The sequence below is a fragment of the [Clostridium] symbiosum genome, from assembly GCA_036419695.1.
GTDB lineage: Bacteria > Bacillota > Clostridia > Lachnospirales > Lachnospiraceae > Otoolea > Otoolea symbiosa_A.
Window position 1 is genome coordinate 4,711,505 of the sequence record CP143946.1, and the last position, 20,684, is coordinate 4,732,188.

Annotated in this window: 20 protein-coding genes; 13 read left to right on the forward strand and 7 right to left on the reverse strand. The window is 51.0% G+C overall.

Features of this window, described 5'->3' with window-relative positions:
- Window positions 1-72: 72 nt before the first annotated feature.
- Window positions 73-2,235, reverse strand: a complete 2,163-nt coding sequence (locus tag V3C10_21045; GenBank protein ID WVP61761.1) for an ATP-binding protein — start codon at window positions 2,233-2,235, stop codon at window positions 73-75.
- A gap of 412 nt (window positions 2,236-2,647) precedes the next feature.
- Here V3C10_21045 and V3C10_21050 point away from each other — a divergent pair, with 412 nt between their 5' ends.
- The 10 genes from V3C10_21050 (at window position 2,648) to trpA (ending at window position 11,106) form a co-directional block, all read left to right on the forward strand.
- Window positions 2,648-3,112 (forward strand): methylglyoxal synthase, encoded by a 465-nt coding sequence (locus V3C10_21050; GenBank protein WVP61762.1) that lies wholly within the window; start codon window positions 2,648-2,650, stop codon window positions 3,110-3,112.
- A gap of 120 nt (window positions 3,113-3,232) precedes the next feature.
- Window positions 3,233-3,577, forward strand: a complete 345-nt coding sequence (locus V3C10_21055; protein WVP61763.1) for a DUF4234 domain-containing protein — start codon at window positions 3,233-3,235, stop codon at window positions 3,575-3,577.
- The gene (locus V3C10_21060; GenBank protein WVP61764.1) at window positions 3,570-3,971 is read left to right on the forward strand and encodes a DUF2752 domain-containing protein; all 402 of its coding nucleotides are present in this window, start codon (window positions 3,570-3,572) and stop codon (window positions 3,969-3,971) included. The genes V3C10_21055 and V3C10_21060 overlap by 8 nt, the downstream gene beginning before the upstream one ends.
- Before the next feature lie 623 nt (window positions 3,972-4,594).
- A complete protein-coding gene (trpE, locus tag V3C10_21065) occupies window positions 4,595-6,082 on the forward strand; it encodes an anthranilate synthase component I (GenBank protein ID WVP61765.1) in 1,488 nt (495 codons plus the stop codon).
- Window positions 6,079-6,648 carry an aminodeoxychorismate/anthranilate synthase component II gene (locus V3C10_21070; GenBank protein ID WVP61766.1) on the forward strand — a complete coding sequence of 190 codons (570 nt, stop codon included), beginning with the start codon at window positions 6,079-6,081 and terminating at the stop codon, window positions 6,646-6,648. The genes trpE and V3C10_21070 overlap by 4 nt, the downstream gene beginning before the upstream one ends.
- 42 nt (window positions 6,649-6,690) lie before the next feature.
- Window positions 6,691-7,701, forward strand: coding sequence for an anthranilate phosphoribosyltransferase (gene trpD / locus V3C10_21075; protein WVP61767.1), 1,011 nt, complete (start codon window positions 6,691-6,693; stop codon window positions 7,699-7,701).
- A gap of 28 nt (window positions 7,702-7,729) precedes the next feature.
- Window positions 7,730-8,539, forward strand: a complete 810-nt coding sequence (trpC, locus tag V3C10_21080; GenBank protein ID WVP61768.1) for an indole-3-glycerol phosphate synthase TrpC — start codon at window positions 7,730-7,732, stop codon at window positions 8,537-8,539.
- Entirely contained in the window at window positions 8,536-9,147 is a 612-nt protein-coding gene (locus V3C10_21085) for a phosphoribosylanthranilate isomerase (protein ID WVP61769.1), read from the forward strand. Before trpC ends, V3C10_21085 begins: the two co-directional genes overlap by 4 nt.
- Window positions 9,144-10,328 carry a tryptophan synthase subunit beta gene (gene trpB / locus V3C10_21090; protein WVP61770.1) on the forward strand — a complete coding sequence of 395 codons (1,185 nt, stop codon included), beginning with the start codon at window positions 9,144-9,146 and terminating at the stop codon, window positions 10,326-10,328. The genes V3C10_21085 and trpB overlap by 4 nt, the downstream gene beginning before the upstream one ends.
- A complete protein-coding gene (trpA, locus tag V3C10_21095) occupies window positions 10,321-11,106 on the forward strand; it encodes a tryptophan synthase subunit alpha (protein ID WVP61771.1) in 786 nt (261 codons plus the stop codon). The genes trpB and trpA overlap by 8 nt, the downstream gene beginning before the upstream one ends.
- 861 nt (window positions 11,107-11,967) lie before the next feature.
- On the opposite strand, the gene V3C10_21100 is transcribed toward trpA, so the two are convergent.
- Entirely contained in the window at window positions 11,968-13,272 is a 1,305-nt protein-coding gene (locus tag V3C10_21100) for a citrate:proton symporter (protein WVP61772.1), read from the reverse strand.
- Between the two features lie 177 nt (window positions 13,273-13,449).
- Here V3C10_21100 and V3C10_21105 point away from each other — a divergent pair, with 177 nt between their 5' ends.
- The gene (locus V3C10_21105) at window positions 13,450-14,355 is read left to right on the forward strand and encodes a LysR family transcriptional regulator (protein ID WVP61773.1); all 906 of its coding nucleotides are present in this window, start codon (window positions 13,450-13,452) and stop codon (window positions 14,353-14,355) included.
- On the opposite strand, the gene V3C10_21110 is transcribed toward V3C10_21105, so the two are convergent.
- The 5 genes from V3C10_21110 to V3C10_21130 form a co-directional block, all read right to left on the reverse strand.
- Complete coding sequence (locus V3C10_21110; GenBank protein ID WVP61774.1) at window positions 14,350-15,627, reverse strand: CoA transferase; 1,278 nt, start codon at window positions 15,625-15,627, stop codon at window positions 14,350-14,352. The genes V3C10_21105 and V3C10_21110 overlap by 6 nt on opposite strands.
- The gene (locus V3C10_21115) at window positions 15,624-16,085 is read right to left on the reverse strand and encodes a MaoC/PaaZ C-terminal domain-containing protein (protein WVP61775.1); all 462 of its coding nucleotides are present in this window, start codon (window positions 16,083-16,085) and stop codon (window positions 15,624-15,626) included. The genes V3C10_21110 and V3C10_21115 overlap by 4 nt, the downstream gene beginning before the upstream one ends.
- Before the next feature lie 379 nt (window positions 16,086-16,464).
- Complete coding sequence (locus V3C10_21120) at window positions 16,465-16,698, reverse strand: permease of phosphate ABC transporter (protein ID WVP61776.1); 234 nt, start codon at window positions 16,696-16,698, stop codon at window positions 16,465-16,467.
- A 622-nt stretch (window positions 16,699-17,320) separates the two neighbouring features.
- Entirely contained in the window at window positions 17,321-17,620 is a 300-nt protein-coding gene (locus V3C10_21125; protein ID WVP61777.1) for a hypothetical protein, read from the reverse strand.
- A 65-nt stretch (window positions 17,621-17,685) separates the two neighbouring features.
- Window positions 17,686-18,570, reverse strand: a complete 885-nt coding sequence (locus tag V3C10_21130) for a LysR family transcriptional regulator (protein WVP61778.1) — start codon at window positions 18,568-18,570, stop codon at window positions 17,686-17,688.
- A 219-nt stretch (window positions 18,571-18,789) separates the two neighbouring features.
- Here V3C10_21130 and V3C10_21135 point away from each other — a divergent pair, with 219 nt between their 5' ends.
- Together V3C10_21135 and sdaAB are read left to right on the forward strand one after the other, a co-directional pair.
- A complete protein-coding gene (locus tag V3C10_21135; protein WVP61779.1) occupies window positions 18,790-20,001 on the forward strand; it encodes a dicarboxylate/amino acid:cation symporter in 1,212 nt (403 codons plus the stop codon).
- A 12-nt stretch (window positions 20,002-20,013) separates the two neighbouring features.
- Window positions 20,014-20,682: an L-serine ammonia-lyase, iron-sulfur-dependent subunit beta gene (gene sdaAB / locus V3C10_21140; GenBank protein WVP61780.1), complete on the forward strand. Its 669-nt coding sequence runs from the start codon at window positions 20,014-20,016 to the stop codon at window positions 20,680-20,682.
- Window positions 20,683-20,684: the final 2 nt, after the last annotated feature.

Here is a 20,684-nt window from a genome sequence, read left to right on the forward strand (position 1 = left end):
ATTATACTGCAATCTAAAAGCCGCAGCCGCCTTCCTCATTTTTTCGAGGGAAGCGGCTGCGGCTTTTTATTGTCACTCCAGCGCCTCTTTCAGCACATGCATCATCCGATCCGCATCAATCGGCTTTGCTATATGGGCGTTCATTCCGCACTCTTCGGCCCGTTCAACATCCTCGCTGAACGCATTTGCCGTCATTGCCACGATCGGCACCGTCAGGCTGTCTGGACGCCCGGATGCCCGGATCTCCCGGCAGGCGTCGTAGCCGTTCATCACCGGCATCAGAATATCCATCAGAATTATATCGAAAAATCCCGGAGCCATCTTCAGGTACAGATCCAATGCCTCCCGGCCGTTGACGGCTTTCATGCTTTTCATCCCAGCCATGGATAAAAACGTTTCCGCTATTTCCGCGTTTAGTTCATTGTCCTCCACCAGCAGACACTGTTTTCCACAGAGGCAGTTCATGATTTCCTCCGATTTAAATACGGAACCGGTGCCCTCCTCTTTTTCACGGAGCACCGCCGTCCGGAAGATCAGGGGCAGCACAAGTTCCACGCAAAACACGGACCCCTTACCGGGACTGCTCTCCACCCCAATGTATCCTCCCATCAATTCCACCAGGTTCTTTGTGATGGCCATCCCCAGACCGGTTCCCTTATAGCTGGAACGGCCGGAATCATTTTCCTGGGTAAACGGCTCGAAAATATGTTTCTGGAACTCTTCCGACATTCCCACGCCCGTATCGGATATCACGAACCGGTACCGTCCTTTTCCCTCCCTGTCACAGGGCAGCTCTGAGGCCTCCACCGTGATTCTGCCGCCATCGGGAGTGCATTTCACCGCATTGCTCAGAATGTTCATGATAATCTGGCTGATACGGACCGGATCCCCCAGAACGGTGTCATGGGTGATATTTTCATAATGGACCGTCAGGGACTGCCTCTTTTCTTCCGCCCTTTTTTCCACCAGCATCCGGTTGGACTCAATCAGCTCCGTCAGGGAAACCGCCTGGCTTGCCAGCTCGATCTTCTGGGCCTCAATCTTGGACATATCGAGGACATCGTTAATAATTCCCAGAAGCAGCCTGGAAGACACATCGATTTTCGTCAGGCAGTCCGCCACACATTTCCTGTCATTTATATTTTCCTGGGCGATTCTGGCCATCCCGGTGATGGCATTCATCGGCGTCCTGATATCATGGGACACGTTGGAAAGAAAGCTGCTCTTAGCCCGGTTTGCAGCCTCGGCGGCGTCGCGGGCGGAAACGATCTTCATATACTGAGCCTTGTCGAGCCTGTAGGTGTACAGATTGAAATAAATAAGCGTCAGAGCCACCAGAACCAGGCTCAGACCGCACTGCAAGAGCACTTCGTCCAGTTTTCCTCTGACCGACGCCTCTATCACCTCCGACGGCACCATAAAAAGCTGATAGCCGTCCATGCTCTCAAATGGCAGAACGCTGAGACAGTATTCCCTGTGCTCATCCTTCACCCAAGTTGTGGTACCGTGTCCGTGTATGGCGGACTCCGTCATTTTAGACAGCTTGTTTTGATCGGAAAACTTCAAACCCGAAAAGTATTCTTCCACCGTACCGTAATTCTTTTCTTCCGTCTCTTTCCCCGCAAAATGCATAAAAGTATTTCCATTACCGTCTGCGAGTACAACCGTGGCGTCCCCGTCATAGAGCCCCTTATTCAGGCTGTCATATAGCGATGCGTTGCTGTAAGCCATTGCCAGCGCAGCCACCTTAAAACCGGCCACCTCATACGGTTCCACCGGAATGCTCACGAAAACGGCATCCTCCGAATCATTAAAAAGCCCTACCCTGAATATTTCTTCCTGTTTCTCCAGGAGGAGCTCCAGATCGGCGGTCTTCTGGATTTTTTCCCTTTTCCCGCCCTTTCCCGTTGCATATCCTTCGCCGTCTATCAGGTATATTCCAAACAGGTTGTTGTCGGCCGCGTTTCTTCCCAGATAAACGGAAAGTTCCTCCGTACTCATCTGGTTAAACATCCTGAGTGTCTCACTGACATTGCGCAGCATGCTCCTGTTATCCGCAAACCGCATATCATACACCATGCAGTTTTGCTGCGCCACTCTCCTCAGGTTGCTGGCGCTCATGTTTCTTGTAATGTTTTTATACGCATAGAAAAGAAGAAATCCCGATACAAAAATACAGGCTACCGATATGATTGTTCTCAGGGCTGCTCTTCTGCCGATGCCAGGTTTCTCCACTGTAATTCCCCTTTTTATATTATCTGATTGTTCCCGCAGGTATCATGTCCGCTACGCGCACATTATACGATATTCACTCCGTGAATACGTGTCTCCGACGGAACTTAGCGCCCGTATTTCTGCGGTTGACGCAGAAAACGGTATGCGCAGGTATCATGTCCGCTACGCGCACATTATACCATACCTTTACACACAGAAGAAGAAAATTTTACATTAAAATGTTAAAATAGGATAGTAATGTCAGAAATCTTCTTCGATGCTCCTCACATGGTAATCACAACGGGGTACGGATACAGATAATACGATGATTTATGCTGTATAATTTCTCTTTTCTTGACATTTCTTCCATTTTATGCAAGAATCAGGTTACTGCCATGCTGTAATACAATCAGTGAAAAGGAGAGTGATTCATATGGATTTTTTAACAATGACAATCGGAAAACAGAAAAATATAGCTTTAATCGCACATGACAATAAAAAGAAGGATCTTATCAACTGGTGCGAGGAGAATAAAGAGATCTTGAAAAAACATTTCCTGTGCGGGACAGGCACTACCGCCAGGATGATCACGGATTATACCGCCCTGCCGGTGAAGGGCTATAACAGCGGCCCTCTCGGAGGGGATCAGCAGATTGGCGCCAAGATTGTTGAGGGACAGATTGATTTTATCATCTTCTTCTCCGACCCGCTTACCGCCCAGCCCCACGACCCGGATGTCAAAGCACTGCTCAGAATTGCGCAGGTTTATGATATTCCCATCGCCAATAACAAGGCAACCGCGGATTTTATGATTACGTCCAGCCTGATGGATCAGGAATATGAGCATGACATTATCAATTTCCACCAGAATATCAAGCAGAGGGCGGAAACATTGTAGGTTCCTGTTGATCGGCCGCCCCCGCTGTGGTAGAATCAAAACTGCCCGGAGCGTGCTGATGGCGGGAATGAATTATCAACACGCTCTGGACATGACACTACACAAAGGAGGACACGGACTATGAAACAGCGCAATATTGCGGTATGTATTTTACTGCTGTTCGTAACATGCGGCATCTATGGAATTTACTGGATGATTGTACTGAATGACGAGACAAATGCCCTTTCCGGAAGAATGGGGACGAGCGGAGGAATGGTTTTTCTGTTTTCCCTGCTGACCTGCGGAATTTATGCCTTTTACTGGATGTACCAGATGGGAAATGCCGTTGAGATGATTCATGACCAGCACGGCGAACCAAGGGGAAGCGCGCCGGTGATTTATCTGCTTCTCAGCCTGTTCGGACTGAGCATTGTAGCTTATGCTCTATTACAGAATGAGCTGAATAAATATCTTCCAAATGCATAAGCGTTTGCGGAAACTGTGCATCAGAATCGGCTGGCTCCTCGGAGCCGGCCTGTTTTATATCTTCTTATGCACTCTGGCGGGACGCCCCCTGATCCCCTGCCTGTTCCATGAAGTCACAGGGCTTTACTGCCCCGGCTGCGGTGTAAGCCGCATGTGCCTCGCCCTCTTCCGTCTCGACTTTAAAGCGGCATTCCGGGCCAATCCGGTTATACTCCTGCTGCTTCCCGCAGGCCTTGTCATTGCCCTGCAAATGGCGGTCCGGTATGTGAAAACAGGAAAGCACCTTCCGACGCGCGCCCAGACCATCGTTATCTATTTGATGATTGGAATTCTCCTTCTCTTCGGACTGCTCCGCAATCTGCCCGGACCTGCACGTTTTTTCCCCTCTCCGTAAAGGGAGGATAAAGTTACTGTTCACCCGGTATGTATCCCGCGAGGCGGTTACTTTTCGCTACACTGCCGTCTTTCTGGCAGAGGAGTGAAAAGTAACACAGGATAAAATCGAACAGTTAAGAGGTTAAAAAAAGTAATTGACAAATCATTTCAAACATAGTATATTGTACAAAAATAATTCACTAATTTATTAGCTTAAACCAATGAAGCGGAGATCAAAGTAATTATGCGCGCACAGAGAGTCCGGGATGCTGAGAACCGGATCGAACTGCAGATTGCCAAATGGACCGCCGAGGGCACAGTCAAAGGCTTAATACCGCCGAGTACTCTGTGACGTGGGGCATACGTCAGTTGCCGGAGATATGTCAGTATCTCGCAAAGCGCATGGAGAGATCCATGAATCAAGGTGGCACCGCGGAACTTATATCCGTCCTTGACAGAAACCATTCTTCTGTCATGGGCGGATTTTTTATTGCGTAGTAATGAAACGTTCGCAAAGCGTGCTTTTTGCTGTTTTCTTAAAGGTACAGCGTGCCAGTAAAAATCTCCCGACAGAGCCGGTTGAAATGAGACAATACACCAAAATGAGACCGAACACCAGGTAAATGAGACAGGAGGTTTTATATGTACCCAACACTGGAAGACTTAAAAAAAATCGCTGAAGGCGGCTCCTACCGCCGCATCCCCGTCGCCCGCGAAGTTTATTCCGACCGGTTCACTCCGGTGGAAGTAATGAGAACGCTGAGAGCGGCAAGCCGCCACTGCTATCTTCTGGAAAGCGCTGAGGACAATCAGAAATGGGGCCGCTATTCCTTTCTTGGCTACTCACCCAGTCTGGAACTGACCTGCAAAAACGGAGTTCTCCGGGTTCGGCGCGGGGAGGAGGACGAACTGACTGAGGAAACCACGACCGGCACCATCCATCCGGGCGAAGCCATCCGCCGCATTCTGGACGATTACAAAAGCCCGAAATTAGAAAATATGCCGCCATTTACCGGCGGTCTTGTGGGTTATTTTTCCTACGATTACATCAAGTATGCCGAACCGTCCCTGAATACAAACGGACTCAAAAATGACGATTTCTGCGATGTGGATTTGATGCTTTTCGACCGGGTTATCGTCTTCGATCACTATAAACAAAAGCTGATCCTGATTGCAGGCGTCGATCCCTCGGATCCGGACCACTCCTATCAGAATGCTTCCGAAAAACTGGATGAGATAGAAAAACTGCTGGGCAGTGAAGCCAAGGCAGTTTTCAAGCCTCTGAAGCTGAAAGAGGAACTGACCCCCGCCTTTTCTAAAAAGGAATACTGCCGGATGGTGGAAAAAGCCAGGCACTACATCCACGAAGGCGATATCTTCCAGGTAGTTCTCTCCGACCCGCTTACCGCGGCGGCGGAAGGCAGCCTCTTTGACACCTACCGGGTGCTGCGCACCACAAATCCTTCCCCGTATATGTTCTATTTCTCCAGTGACGACGTGGAAATCGCGGGCGCCTCTCCGGAAACGCTGGCGAAACTGGAAAATGAAACGCTCTTTAACTTCCCGCTGGCCGGAACGCGCCCCCGCGGCCGGGATGCCGTGGAGGATCAGGCTCTCGAACGCGAACTTCTGTCCGATACAAAAGAACTGGCGGAACACAACATGCTCGTGGATTTGGGAAGAAATGACCTCGGCAAGGTATGCAGCCTCGGCACGGTAAATGTTTTAAAATACTGTACCATTGAGAGGTTCTCCCATGTCATGCACATCGGTTCCACTGTATCGGGGACCATCCGGAAGGATAAAGACGCCGTGGACGCCATTGACTCTATTTTACCGGCAGGCACTTTATCCGGAGCCCCGAAACTGCGGGCCTGTGAGATTATCGGTGAACTGGAGGGCAGAAAGAGGGGAATCTACGGCGGCGCCATCGGCTATCTGGACTTTACGGGCAATATGGACACCTGTATTGCCATCCGCCTGGCTTATAAGAAAAATGGACGCGTATGTGTCCAGTCGGGAGCCGGAATCGTGGCGGACAGCGTCCCGGAACGTGAATTTGAAGAGTGCTGCAATAAAGCAAAGGCAGTAGTAAATGCACTGAAAGCGGCGGAAGGAGGTCTCTTATGATATTGCTGATAGATAATTACGACAGTTTTGTCTATAACCTGTACCAGTTGATTGGCAGCATCACCCCCGATATTAAGGTGGTAAGAAATGATGCCTGTACCTTGGAGGATATAAAAGCAATGGCTCCCGAAGCAATTGTCATTTCACCCGGTCCGGGACGCCCGGAGGATGCCGGTATCATCCTGAACGTGATCGAACATTTCACCGGGAAAATCCCGATTCTGGGCGTCTGCCTCGGCCATCAGGCCATCTGCAGCGCGCTGGGAGGCGTTGTCACTTATGCAAAGGAACTGATGCACGGAAAGACATCGATGATAGACACAGCTCCGGACAGCGTCCTGTTCCGGGGAATGAATCCGCCGGTCCAGGTGGCCAGATATCATTCCCTGGCCGCATCGGAAAAGTATCTTCCCGACTGCCTGCGCATCACGGCCCGCACCACAGACGGCGAAATCATGGCCGTGGAACACAGAAAATATCCCGTTTACGGCGTCCAGTTCCATCCGGAATCCATCATGACCCCGCAGGGGAAAAAGATGATAGAGAACTTCCTATACAGTCTTTAGCCGGGGGATTTTTAAATACATAATTTTCAGGAGGTAAAAACTATGATCCGCGAAGCAATTATCAAACTTTCCACAAAAGAGAACCTGTCCTATGAGGAAGCAAAGCAGGTTATGAATGAAATAATGGAAGGCCAGGCCAGCCATGTACAGATGGCCGCTTATCTGACCGCCCTCTCCATCAAAGGAGAAACGATTGACGAAATCACCGCATCGGCCGCAGGCATGCGCGCCCACTGCATCAAACTCCTCCACGATATGGATGTCCTGGAAATCGTCGGGACCGGAGGGGACGGAGCCAACTCCTTTAACATCTCCACCACCTCCGCCCTGGTCATCGCGGCCGGCGGCGTGCCGGTGGCAAAACACGGCAACAGGGCCGCATCATCAAAATCCGGCGCGGCCGACGTTCTGGAAGCGCTGGGGGTCAAAATCGACATTACGCCGGAGCAGAGCGCAGAACTTTTAAAGAAAATCGGAATCTGTTTCCTATTTGCCCAGAACTATCACATTGCCATGAAATATGTGGCTCCTATCCGTAAGGAACTGAGCGTCCGCACCGTATTCAATATCCTCGGCCCCCTCTCCAACCCGGCTGGAGCCAACATGGAACTGATGGGCGTCTACGAGCAGGCGCTGGTAGAACCGCTGGCGCAGGTAATGGCAAAGCTGGGCGTCTCAAGGGGTATGGTCGTATACGGACAGGATAAACTCGACGAGATTTCCATGAGTTCCGCAACATCGGTCTGCGAAATCCGCGACGGCTGGTTCCAGTCCTACGAGATTACGCCGGAACAGTTCGGCTACACCCGCTGCGCCAAGGAAGAGCTGGCAGGCGGCACCCCGGAGGAAAACGCGGCAATCACCAGAGCCATCTTAAGCGGTGAGGAGAGAGGCCCCAAACGCTGTGCCGTCTGCCTGAACGCCGGCGCCGCCCTCTATGTGACGGGAAGGACGGAAACACTTGAAAACGGAGTGCGGCTGGCCGAACGTCTGATTGACAACGGGGACGCGCTTAAAAAACTGGAAGAATTTATACGTGAAAGCAACCGCTGAGAAAGAGATGTATCCGGGAGAGAACTAAATGAATGAAAATATTCTTGCTGCCATAGCAGAAAAGACAAGAGAACGAATCAAAGAGGAACGGAAACGCCTTCCCCTGTTCGATATAAGAAGTAAAGCCGAGACCATGGCCGCATTCGGCTCCGCCAAAACGGACCGTCCCACCTTCCGTCAGGCCCTGGCCGCACCGGGCATGTCGTTTATCTGTGAAGTCAAGAAAGCTTCCCCCTCCAAGGGCGTGATTGCAGAGGACTTCCCTTATTTAGACATTGCAAAGGAATATGAAGCCGCAGGCGCGTCGGCCATTTCCTGTCTGACCGAACCCTTTTATTTTCAGGGAAGTGACGCGTATTTGAGTCAGATATCCGGCTCCGTAAATATCCCTGTTTTGAAAAAAGATTTCACTGTGGACGAATACATGATTTACCAGGCCAGAATTTGCGGCGCGTCGGCCATCCTGCTGATCTGCGCCATCCTGGATGATAAGCAGCTTAAAAGCTATATGGAGCTTGCCTCTTCTCTCCGGCTCGATGTGCTGACCGAAGCGCACGACGAGGAAGAAGTCGTAAGAGCCGTCCGTGCCGGCGCCTCTATCATCGGAGTTAATAACCGGGATTTGAAAACATTTCAGGTGGATCTGAACAACAGCATCCGCCTCCGTTCCCTCGTCCCTCCGGAAATCCTTTTTGTCTCCGAGAGCGGCATCCGGACGGCGGCAGATATTCAAAAACTCCACGATAACGGTACCGATGCCGTTCTGATAGGTGAAACGCTGATGCGCTCTCCCAATAAAAAAGCCATGCTAAATGAACTGAAAGGAGTTTCCGGGTGACAAAAATCAAGATTTGCGGTCTCACCCGCCCCATTGACATCGACTGGGTAAATGAGGCGCAGCCGGACTACTGCGGTTTTATCATCAATGTACCGAAAAGCAGAAGAAACATCACCCCCGCGGCTCTTCGCAGCCTCCGTTCCCGGCTCAGTAAATCCATTGTCCCGGCCGGTGTCTTTGTAGATGAACCGCAGGACACCATTATAAGACTTGTCCGCGACCATACACTGGGAGCCGTCCAGCTTCACGGCTCCGAGGATGAAACTTACATATTAAACCTGAAAAAAGAAATCGATGTGCCGGTCATCAAGGCATTCAGAGTCACCTCCCCGGAGTCAGTCCGGCAGGCCGAAAAAAGCAGCGCCGATTTAGTCCTTTTCGATAACGGCGGCGGAGGCACGGGACTCACCTTTGACTGGACACTTCTGAAAAACATTAAAAGACCATACTTTCTCGCAGGAGGGCTTGGCCCGCACAACCTAGAGGAAGCAGTAAAAACGGTCCGTCCCTGGGGCGTTGATATGAGCAGCGGCGTGGAGACGGAGGGTATAAAGGACAAAGAAAAAATTCTGGCGGCGGTTGCCGCAGTAAGGAGAATAACACTATGACAAACGGAAGATTTGGCATTCACGGCGGCCAGTATATGCCGGAAACCCTGATGAATGCGGTGATCGAATTAGAAGAGGCCTATAACCATTATAAAGATGATCCCCAGTTCAACCGGGAACTGACCGACCTCCTCAATAACTATGCGGGCAGGCCGTCACGTCTCTACTACGCAAGGAGGATGACGGAGGATCTGGGCGGAGCCAAAATCTACCTGAAAAGGGAAGATTTAAACCACACCGGCGCCCACAAAATCAACAATGTGCTGGGCCAGGTTCTTCTGGCGAAAAAGATGGGTAAAACAAGGGTGATCGCCGAAACGGGAGCCGGACAGCACGGAGTTGCCACCGCCACCGCGGCCGCTCTGATGGATTTGGAATGCGAAGTTTACATGGGAAAAGAAGATACGGAACGCCAGGCACTGAATGTCTACCGGATGCGTCTCCTGGGCGCCAGGGTTCATGCCGTAACGAGCGGAACCGGAACCCTCAAGGATGCGGTGTCGGAAACCATGCGCGAATGGACCAGCCGGATCGAAGATACCCATTACGTCCTCGGTTCCTGCATGGGACCTCACCCCTTCCCCACCATCGTCCGCGATTTCCAGGCAGTCATTTCAAAGGAAATCAGGGAACAGATCATGGAACTGGAGGGAAAACTGCCCGACGCCGTTATGGCCTGTGTCGGGGGCGGCTCCAATGCGATCGGTACATTCTACAATTTTATTGGTGACGAGAGCGTCCGTCTCATCGGCTGCGAAGCCGCCGGGCGCGGTGTAAATACCGCCGAAACGGCCGCCACCATAGCCACAGGCAGACTCGGCATCTTCCACGGCATGAAGTCTTATTTCTGTCAGGACGAATACGGCCAGATCGCACCGGTCTATTCTATTTCCGCCGGCCTGGACTATCCGGGCATCGGACCGGAGCACGCTTACCTCCACGACCTCGGACGCGCCGAATATGTGCCCGTCACCGACGACGAGGCGGTCGATGCATTTGAATACCTGTCACGGCTGGAGGGAATCATCCCGGCCATTGAGAGCGCCCACGCGGTCGCCCATGCCAGGAAAATCGCCCCATCCATGGGCAAAGATCAGATTATTGTCATCACACTTTCAGGCCGCGGCGATAAGGACTGCGCCGCAATCGCACGATACAGAGGGGAGGATCTCCATGAATAAAATTACCATAAAGGATGCATTTGCAGCCGGAAAAGCATTTATCCCATTTATCACCTGCGGCGATCCGTCGCTCGACATCACCGAACAGTTAGTTTACGCAATGGAAGAAGCCGGAGCCGATTTAATCGAGCTGGGTATTCCATTCTCCGATCCGACGGCCGAGGGCCCCGTCATTCAGAGCGCCAACGAACGCGCCCTGGCCGGAGGCGTCACCACAGATAAAATCTTTGAAATGGTATCACATATCCGTGAGAAGACTTCCATCCCCCTGTTATTCATGACCTATTCCAACGTGGTATTTTCTTACGGAACGGAGCGTTTCGTGCGCACCGCCTCGGAAATCGGCATGAACGGCCTCATTCTTCCGGACGTTCCCTTTGAGGAAAAAGAAGAATTTGACAAGGTCTGCAAAAAATACGGGATGGAGCTGGTTTCCCTGATCGCCCCCACCTCCCACGCCCGGATCGCCAGAATTGCCGCAGAAGCCAGCGGTTTCGTCTACTGCGTCTCCTCCCTGGGCGTAACCGGAGTCCGCACCAGTATCACCACGGATGTCGGTGCAATGGTAAAGCTCGTAAAACAGGCAAAAGATATCCCCTGCGCCATCGGGTTCGGAATCTCCACTCCGGAACAGGCAAAAAATATGGCTGGCAAGGCGGACGGCGTGATTGTGGGAAGCGCGATTGTGAAGCTCTGTAAACAGTATGGGGAAGAGTGTGTTCCGTATGTGAAAGAGTATGTGAAGGGAATGAAGGACGCCATAAGGGGGATTAATTGAGGAATGAGAACGCCGCCGGTTACGGTCGGGGTTCGGGATGGTGAGGGGGAGGTTGTGAGTCTTCAGTCCCGGGCGTTCGGTTGTCGCGGGTGGGGAATCCGGGCAGAAAAAGTTCCTCCGGGAAACGCTTGCGCTCTTCGAAGTGCATAACGGTACTAACCTCGAAAAAACCTCGGTAAGTGCCGATGGACTTCAGGTTCCCTGCGGAATCTTTTTCTCCCGGATTCCCCACAGGAAGGTTATGGTCCGGGACTGAAGACGCGAAGGTTTTCGCCATCCCGAACTCCGGCCTGCGGCAGCTGATTTGTTCTATCCCTTCAAGGGGGGAAGAGGATCGTCGCTACCACTATGTTCCCTCGAATGCTTTAAAATATCTGCTATCCGGTCTCTGACTGGTTTAATTTGATCCTTTTCAGTTTAGAGCATTACGTCAGACCATTCAGCTTTCGTCATAGGAATGCATTTGCTATTAGATTCATCGTAAGATACCGTCAGCCTGTAAAAGTATCGCAGCCTTGTAGTGGTCGCGACAAGACCTCTCTCCGCACTTAACGAAAGAGACAATCAGCCCCTGAAGCCGGCGGACGGGGCAATCACCTTCCCCGAGTCTTCAGTCCCGTCGACAACCTGCCCGGGGAAGGAAGGAAAAAAGATTCCGAAGGGGACATTGGAGCCCGCCGGTGCTTAGACGGCGTTCTTTGACGTCTTAGCATCCGCTGTGCGCTCCACAAGCGGAAGCGAGTCCCCGTAGGAATCTTTTTTCCTGGATTCCCCCCACCGCAACCTATCAACTGGGACTGAAGACTCATACACAACCTACCACTCCCCCGTCCGCCGTCTTACAGAGGCGTCCGCCCTCTCCTATACCGGGATTACTCCCATTACTACCGCCACAATTACAATTGTCAATGAAATCAGCCACAACCACACAAAACTGTGTTTCTGGTGGTCTCCCAGGTCTACTCCGGTCAGGCCGGTCAGGAGGAAGGTGGATGGGGTCAGCGGGGAGATTGGGAAGCCGACCGTGATCTGGCCGCAGATGGCGGCGCGGCCTACGGCCAGTGCCGGAACACCGGCTACCTCGGCTGCTACCGCGATGACAGGCAGTACCGCATAGTAGAAGCTGTCCGGGTCGAACATCAGGGACAGAGGCATTGAGAATACTGCCACGAATATTGCAATGTGTCCCATAATCGCTACAGGAAGGATATCACAAAGGCCCTGTGCCATTGCTTCCAGCATACCGCATCCTCCGAGGATGCCCGTAAAACAGCCGGCTCCAAACAGCGTCGAGGCCATCATCATGGCTGCGACCGCATGCTCGTCCATCCGCTTGCCCTGTTCTTTCAGGTCACGGTAGTTTACAAGCATGGCGATACAGAGCGCCGCCATAAAGCAGCCGGCGGGCGGAAGAATTTCCATTACCAGCGATACGATGGTAACAACAATCAGCAGAATATTGAACCAGACAAGGCGTGGACGGCGTTTGGCTTTCTCCTCCTCCGGTAAATCGTCGAACTTGGGAGGCTCAACCGAGATCGCTTCCAGCGTCCCTTTTAAACGTTTTCTCTCCTTCAGGCCAAACATCACCGCGACTGCAAAACAGGCGGCTATACCGCAGAGCTGAGGGATAATCATCGGATTGTACAGGTCGGTCAGGGATACTTCCAGTGCGGTTGCCGCACGGATTGTCGGTCCTCCCCAGGGAACCAGGTTCATTGTTCCCGCTCCCGCCGCCACTACCGTAGCCAGTACGCGGCGATCCATCTTAAGCTTGTCATAGATGGGCAGAAGTGCCGGAATCGTAATCAAAAAGGTGGTTGCGCCGGAACCGTCCAAATGGGTCATCAGCGTGATAATCAGTGTTCCGATGCAGATTTTTAAGGGATCCTTTCCAATAATTCTTAAAATCCTGTTTACTACGATTTCAAATGCCCCGACATCACCCATAATGCCAAAAAAGGCAACGGCGAAAATAAACATGGCTCCGGTAGCGGCTACGCTTTTGATTCCCGCGGTTATGTATCCTCCCATGCTGGCTCCCTGCCCCACAAGGACACAGGCAATCATAGGCACTGCGATCAGCGCGACCAGTGTCGAGCATTTTTTTGTCATGATTAAAAACATCACGACCAATATAGTCAGTAACCCCGCTATTGCTAACATAACTTTTCCTCCTTATATTTTCCTTTATTCCCGTATTTCTATTATTTTTGTTCTATGCTATAATAATTCAGGATGATATATCACCCTATCATGCGTGAAAATCCGCGTTTTCACGTTCATAAACCAGTATAAAACACAAGCAGTAAATAGTATGCGGCACCGGTATGGAGGAATCTGATGGAACTATTGCAATTACGCTATTTTAAGGCAGTCGCCGAGAATGAAAACCTGACACAGACTGCGAACCAGCTCTACATTTCCCCTCCTTCCTTAAGTTCCACGATCTCCCGTCTTGAGAAGGAACTGGGGACGGAGCTTTTTGATCGCCAGGGGAACAGGCTTCACCTGAATGCCAGAGGCTACGTCTTTCTGGAACATGTCAACCAGATGCTCGCTTCGCTGGATAATGCAGTGTCCGAACTGCGGGATATGGAGGCGCAGCGCGATATTCTTCTCTCTGTCGCCACCACCAGCCCCAATGTCTGGATTGAACTTTTTTCTTCTTTCCAGCTTGAACATCCGGAAATACGCGTCACCCACACCTCACTCCGCCTGGATGAACTTCAGAATCCCGGCTGCCTTTATAAATATGATTTTGTCATTGCCAGTCCCACCGATGTACCGGCCCACTGGAAACACAGCGAACTGCTTTATAGTGACGACTCCCCCGTGCTTCTCGTCCATCCGGATCACCCTCTCTCCAAGAGAAGGCAGATCAGCCTGACCGAGGTAAAGGACGAGCCTTTTGTCGCCCTCACTCCCGGATTTTCCTCCCGCAAATACTTCGATGATCTGTGTGAGAGAGCCGGTTTCACTCCGCATATTGCAATCGAATGCGATTATATGATGCGCTCCTACATGGTGATGAAGAAAATCGGCGTGGCCCTTGCCACCGCGTATACAAACTATGCACGCCTGTATGACGGAACCTGCTGCATTGATATCACGGAGCCGGTTTTTCCGCGCGTCCAGGCGCTGTTCCGCGACGAAAAAAGATACATGAACGCGGCCGCAGCCAAATTCCAGGATTTTGCCTGCAGCTTTTATCCAGGCCATTCCTGCCGGAAACGGTATCCGCTATAAGACGCCTTCCACCTTTAACCCGGCGAGCCGTTCCCGGGTAATGCCCAGAAACTCGCCGTATATCTTCTCATTGTCCTGCCCCAGCAGGGGTGCGGGTTTTGTGATGCGGGGCGCCGTCTCCGTCATTTTAACCGCATCCCCGTTCACATGCATTTTCCCAATGACGGGATGCTCCACAACGGGGAACATATCTCTGGCTGCGGCTATATGTTCGTCTTTTACAATCTGGCTGATGTCATAAACGGGACCTGCCGGAACTCCGGCGTCCAGAGCCATGGAAACAATCTCCTCCACCGTGTAGTTCCTGCTCCATCCCTCGATCAGTATCTTCAGTTCATCCATGTTTTCCACCCGCAGCACATTTGATAAAAATCTCGGATCGTCGATCCATTCCGGATGGCCTGCCACTTCACGGCTGAAACTCTCAAACAGTTTTTGGTTTCCGCAGGCAATGATACAGAGTCCGTCCCTGGCCTGGTAGGAATCATAGGGCGCCAGGGCCGCATAGGCATTTCCATTCCGTTTATAAACCTCGTTGGTTACCCAGTAGCGGGTAAACGCATTTTCCAGTGACACCGCTATGCTGTCCACCAGGGCAATATCTACCTTCTGCCCGTGGCCAATCAGCGTTCTGGCGTGAACGGCGGCCAGCACACCGATCGCCATATTCATTCCTCCCAGGATATCTCCCATGGCATTGCCCGCCCTGGTCGGTTCCCCGCCCTTCGGGCCGGTCAGGCTCATCAGCCCTCCCATGGCCTGCGCCAGGATATCGTAACCAGGCCGCTTTGAGTACGGGCCATAAGAACCGAATCCAGACACCGAGGCATAGATAATCTGGTCGTTTACCTTTCTCAGCGCCTCATAGCCGAGTCCCAGCTTTTCCATAACTCCGGTCCGGTAATTTTCCAGCACCACATCGGCTTTTTTCACCATTTCCAAAAAAATGGCTTTTCCTTCCTCTGCCTTCAGGTTCAGCGTAATGCCGTATTTACTCCGGTTCAGCATTGCAAAATAGGCGGATTCGCCGTTTACGTACGGGCCGTAGGCCCTGCTGTCATCTCCCGTCCCGGGTCTCTCAATTTTGATAACCCTGGCTCCCATATCTCCCAGCAGGGAACTGCAGAACGGCCCCGCAACAACGCGTGTCAGATCCAGAATTGTCAAATCGCTGAGCGCTCCCGTTTCTTTCGTTTCTTCTATTTTTCCCTCCTTTTCCCCTTCCCTTTTTTCTACTTTTCCATCTCCCCTGCCCGGCTCCTGCTTGATCATTCCTCCGGCCTCCTTTTATCCACCATGCGGCGCAGCACTCCGTCCGCCACCGGCTCATTCTTCTGGTTCAGGACCTCATATTTCATTCCGATGATTCCCCGTCTCCCCTCCTTTGTCTCCCTCTTATCTTCAATCACAAGGCGGAGCCGTATCGTATCCCCTATTTTGACCGGTTTCAAAAACCTCCATTTATCAATTCCCAGAAAAATTGAGTTTTTGAATATACCAATTCTGACGTAAAGGCCGTTGGCAATGGCGAGTGTCAACATCCCATGCACGATTCTGGTCCCGTAAGGAGTTGTCTCAGCAAAAGCCTCACTCGTGTGCAGCTCATTATAATCCCCGGTGATGCCTGCAAACTGAAAAACATCGGATTCGCTGACCGTACGGGAGGGCGACAGGAACTCGTCTCCCACATCCACATCCTCATAGGTCAGCAATGTTTCTTCTCTTTTCATTCTAAATCCCTCCCAATTCATTTTTATGTATTTACAATATCATTTGAATCGGTTAATTGTATATCACATTCAAAGTTAAGGGAGGTTAATCTGGAATGAAACTCTTAGGGAAAAGAATGCAGTAAAAGGCGGTATCGTGAAATTATTGGGTGGACGTTAACTTTGAAGTTAAGATTTATCGTCTAAATTGATACATTATTTTAACGGCAGCGTCTTCTTTTACGGAGCAGGGACGATCAAAATAAGGGTATCCCTCAGGCTATGCTGCAGCCTTTCGGGATACCCTTCACTTAGTTTACATTTGTTGTTTCCATTTGCTCTGTTTCAATTTGTTTTGTTTCCATTTGATCCGTTTGCATTTGATCTGTTTCCATTTGTACTATTCCTCGCAACATCCGAGGTTGCGCATAGCCGGTACAAACTTGGCCATCAGCGGAATATAGGTGATTACGAAGGCAGCCGCCGCCAATAGAAGCAGGCCTTTCCTCCACCGCTTCGGAGCCGTAAGCCCGATGACAATACCGGCAGCACAGAGGCAGATTTTAAGAAGAGCCATGTCCTGCCACTTCATTCCTTTTATATACTCTTCCGCCACATGAAACAATTTCTCCATAAATTCGACTCCCTTCTTCAAAATACGCCGTGTTCTTATAAATTCATTGTAACATGATGATGTGCAGATTTCCATATATTATTCAGAAATATCAAGTGAGGATTTAGTTGAGATGCGAGGACGCCTCTGTAAGACGGCGGACGGGGTGGTGGAGGTTGGATATGAGTCTTCAGTCCCGGTTTGCAGGGTGTGGTGAAGGGGAATCCGGAGAAAAAAATTCCTACGGGGACACGCTCCCGCTGGTGAAGCGCACAGCGGATGCTAGGCTCGAAAATACCTCGCCAAGCACCGGCGGGCTTCAAGGTCACCCTTCGGAAAGTTTTTCTCCTCCTTCCCCGGGCAGGTTGTCGACGGGACTGAAGACTCAGCGAAGGTGATTGCCCCGTCCGCCGGCTTCAGGGGCTGATTGTCTCTTTTGTCGAGTGCGGGGAAGGTATTGTCGCAGCCACTATGTTGTCGTGAACCTTTTACCTTTTGAAGGTGTTTCGGGCTGAATTCAGAGATAAATTCAAAGTTAAATTTAATGATGAATCAAAAAATTGAATGGTTATTTAAGGATAGGTCAGGCGCTAAAGTTTAAACTAATCAATTCAATACCATACAGAATGCATTCTCCTGAAATTTAAGGAAACATAGTGGCTGCGACAATACCTCCCCCTTTGAAGGAATAAGAACAAATCAGCGGCCGCAGGCCGGGGTTCGGGATGGCGAAAACCTTCGCGTCTTCAGTCCCGTCGAAAACCTTCCCGGGGAAGGAAGGAGAAAACTTTCCGAAGGGGACCTTGGAATCCGCCGGTGCTTGATGAGGTATTACCGAATCTAGCATCCGTTGCGCATTCAACAGCGGGAGCGAGTCCCCGTAGGAATTTTTTCTCCTGGATTCCCCCTCGTCACACTCTGCAAACCGGGACTGAAGACTCATAGCCTCCTCCTCACCATCCCGAACCCCGACCGTCCCGGCGGCGTTCTCGTTCCTCAACAAAATCCCTATGTAAGATTCATCTCCCCTAACCGAATAAATTCATCCATCTCTTTCGTCTTCCACTTTTCTTTGTGGTAAAAAATCTGACGGTACATTGCTGTATGGAAATCTTCTACCTCAAGGACAGCCAGCCGCCGTTCCTCCGCACTCTTCTGCACTGCAAAATAAGGAAGAAAGGAAAGGCCCCTGTTCTCCTCTATCATGCGGATAATAAATTCCGTATTGCTGATTTCCAGGAATGGCGAGAGGATCATTTGCCTGGATGCCAGGAAGCGGTCCAGGGCCCGCCTGTAATTGGCGTTTTTCTCGGTCAGGAAAAAAGGCTCTCCGAGCAGTTCTTCCAGCCTTATATGGCCGCGCCCGGCAAGCTCGAAGGCGGGGGATGAGACGAAGACCACTTCCTCCCGTACCTCCATCACCTTAATCCAGTTGTTATTATACCGTGGTTCGTCCAGGATATAGATGAGATCCAGCTGATTGTGCTCCATCATCTCAATCAGCTCTTCCGGGGAAGCCGTGGTGATCCGGATGGCTACTTTCGGATGATGTTCCCTGAAATAGCGGAGAATCGGAGGGAATTTGGAGAAACACAGGGATTCAATCGTTCCGATATGAAGGGAATTTTTGAGCTCCGTGTCACTGTCCAGCGAGAGTTTTGCCTTGTTTACTTCATGTAAAATATTGTAGGCATAGGTACAGAACTGGTTTCCCTGATCCGTGAGCGTGATCCGTTTTCCGATCCGGTCAAAGAGTCTGGCATTCAATTCCTGCTCCAAAAGACGGATCTGTACTGTGACTGCCGACTGAGAATATCCCAGACTTTCGGCGGCTTTGGAAAAACTTTGAAGCTGCACGACGCGAATAAATGTGACAAGCTGACGGATCTCCATTCGGACGCCTCCCTTTATTAAAATTTTTCAACAACTATATGAAATCTACGAATTTGATTCATGCATATTGTCATGATATAATACATAAACCACGACGTCAATCGTGAATTTGCACTAATTTGAGCTGCCCTGGCCAAATGTCTCGCGCGGGGCGCTCCGTCAAGCCGCACCATCAAAGTATTCAAACAGAACAACCAAAAAATGGAGGGAACATGAATCATGGAAAAGAAAGCATTTAAGCTGGGGCTCGTCCCCAAACTCATCATTGCCATCATCGTCGGCATTCTGATCGGACAATTTCTGCCGGAGGGCTTCTGCCGCTTCGTCGTCACACTGTCCGGCCTTTTCAGCACCTTTCTGAAGTTTGTCATCCCGTTAATGATCCTGGCCTATGTAACCATGGGAATTGCCGATTTATCTCAGGGCGCAGGGAAACTGCTGCTGATCACAGTGGCCTTAGCTTACGGCTCCACTCTGATCGCCGGATCCTGCTCTTACCTGGTCTCCTCCGGCCTGTTCCCGAGTTTCATGAGCGAAGGCGCTCTGGATCAGATTGCCGCCACAGCAGGCGTTTCCGTTGATTCCTACTTCAGCATCTCCATCACACCGGTTTTGGACACGCTGTCGGCCGTAGTTCTGGCTTTTATTCTGGGTCTCTGCCTTTCTGTAATGCGCGGTAAGGAAATTGGCAATACTCTTTATGAGGCCATAAAGGATTTTTCCAGTATCATCGACAAAGTGCTTCACACCGCCATCATTCCGCTCCTTCCGCTCTATATTTGCGGAACATTTGTGGATATGACGAAATCCGGAAAAACATTTGCTATTTTAAGCATCCTGTGGAAAGTATTCCTCGTTGTCATCATTATGCATCTGATCTGCATTCTGATTCAGTTTATCATTGCCGGAACCGTAAGCAAAAAGAATCCGTTTACCCTGATTAAAAATCAGATTCCCGGATATACAACAGCGCTTGGAACCCAGTCTTCCGCCGCTACAATTCCGGTCAACCTTCAGTGTGCCGCAGCAGACGGCGTCAGCGAACAGATTCGTAACTTTGTGGTACCGCTCTGCGCCAACATCCATATGGCCGGATCCATGATCACTATCACGGCCTGCGCCACCGCAGTCTGTCTGATGAACCAGCTTCCAATCAGCCTGGGTACCGTGATTCCGTTTATCATGACGCTGGGCATTGCTATGGTGGCATCTCCGGGCGCACCCGGCGGCTCCATCATGACCGCGCTTCCTTTCCTGTACATGGTTTTCGGCGCCGTAGCCGGCGATCCGGAAGGACCAATCTGTGCCATCATGGTTGCGCTCTACATTACTCAGGATTCCTTCGGAACGGCCTGCAATGTTTCCGGGGATAATGCAATCGGAATAATTGTCGATACTATCTATAAGAAATTTATTTCTAAAGAGGCATAGGGAGGTTTACCAATGTCATTCATCAGTGTATTTGATGTTCTGGGTCCCAACATGATCGGGCCCTCCAGTTCCCATACGGCGGGAGCGGCCGTCATCGCCTTCCTGGCTCAAAAGATGGTTGGAAGTCCGCTTAAAAAAGTGGAATTCACGCTCTACGGCTCTTTTGCCAAGACATACCGCGGCCATGGAACCGATCGCGCCCTTTTGGGTGGTATCATGGGTTTTTCAACGGACGATACCCGAATCCGCGATTCTTTCCAGATTGCAAAGGAACGCGGCCTGGACTTTTCTTTCATCGCCAATGAAGAAGAGACGGATATCCACCCTAACACGGTGGACATCCGCATGACCGGACAGGATGAACGCGTCATGACGGTGCGAGGGGAATCCCTGGGCGGCGGAAAGGTCCGCATCGTGCGTATCAATCAGGTGAAGGTAGAATTCACAGGCGAATACAGCGCCGTCATCGTTATCCATCAGGACAGGCCCGGTGTGGCTGCCCACATTACCAAATGCCTGAGCGACCGCAACGTGAATATCGCTTTCATGAGACTGTTCCGCGAATCTAAGGGACACACCGCCTACACGATTGTAGAGTCGGATGGCCGCCTCCCGGAAGATGTCACGGAAATGCTGAAGGAAAATTGCCACGTACGCGACGTCATGATCGTCCAGTCATAAAG

Coding starts and splice junctions, on each gene's coding strand:
- V3C10_21050 (WVP61762.1), top strand. CDS start 2,648: ATGGATTTTTTAACAATGACAATCGGAAAACAGAAAAATATAGCTTTA.
- V3C10_21055 (WVP61763.1), top strand. CDS start 3,233: ATGAAACAGCGCAATATTGCGGTATGTATTTTACTGCTGTTCGTAACA.
- V3C10_21060 (WVP61764.1), top strand. CDS start 3,570: ATGCATAAGCGTTTGCGGAAACTGTGCATCAGAATCGGCTGGCTCCTC.
- trpE (WVP61765.1), top strand. CDS start 4,595: ATGTACCCAACACTGGAAGACTTAAAAAAAATCGCTGAAGGCGGCTCC.
- V3C10_21070 (WVP61766.1), top strand. CDS start 6,079: ATGATATTGCTGATAGATAATTACGACAGTTTTGTCTATAACCTGTAC.
- trpD (WVP61767.1), top strand. CDS start 6,691: ATGATCCGCGAAGCAATTATCAAACTTTCCACAAAAGAGAACCTGTCC.
- trpC (WVP61768.1), top strand. CDS start 7,730: ATGAATGAAAATATTCTTGCTGCCATAGCAGAAAAGACAAGAGAACGA.
- trpB (WVP61770.1), top strand. CDS start 9,144: ATGACAAACGGAAGATTTGGCATTCACGGCGGCCAGTATATGCCGGAA.
- trpA (WVP61771.1), top strand. CDS start 10,321: ATGAATAAAATTACCATAAAGGATGCATTTGCAGCCGGAAAAGCATTT.
- V3C10_21100 (WVP61772.1), bottom strand. CDS start 13,272: ATGTTAGCAATAGCGGGGTTACTGACTATATTGGTCGTGATGTTTTTA.
- V3C10_21105 (WVP61773.1), top strand. CDS start 13,450: ATGGAACTATTGCAATTACGCTATTTTAAGGCAGTCGCCGAGAATGAA.
- V3C10_21110 (WVP61774.1), bottom strand. CDS start 15,627: ATGATCAAGCAGGAGCCGGGCAGGGGAGATGGAAAAGTAGAAAAAAGG.
- V3C10_21115 (WVP61775.1), bottom strand. CDS start 16,085: ATGAAAAGAGAAGAAACATTGCTGACCTATGAGGATGTGGATGTGGGA.
- V3C10_21120 (WVP61776.1), bottom strand. CDS start 16,698: ATGGAGAAATTGTTTCATGTGGCGGAAGAGTATATAAAAGGAATGAAG.
- V3C10_21125 (WVP61777.1), bottom strand. CDS start 17,620: ATGAGTCTTCAGTCCCGGTTTGCAGAGTGTGACGAGGGGGAATCCAGG.
- V3C10_21130 (WVP61778.1), bottom strand. CDS start 18,570: ATGGAGATCCGTCAGCTTGTCACATTTATTCGCGTCGTGCAGCTTCAA.
- V3C10_21135 (WVP61779.1), top strand. CDS start 18,790: ATGGAAAAGAAAGCATTTAAGCTGGGGCTCGTCCCCAAACTCATCATT.
- sdaAB (WVP61780.1), top strand. CDS start 20,014: ATGTCATTCATCAGTGTATTTGATGTTCTGGGTCCCAACATGATCGGG.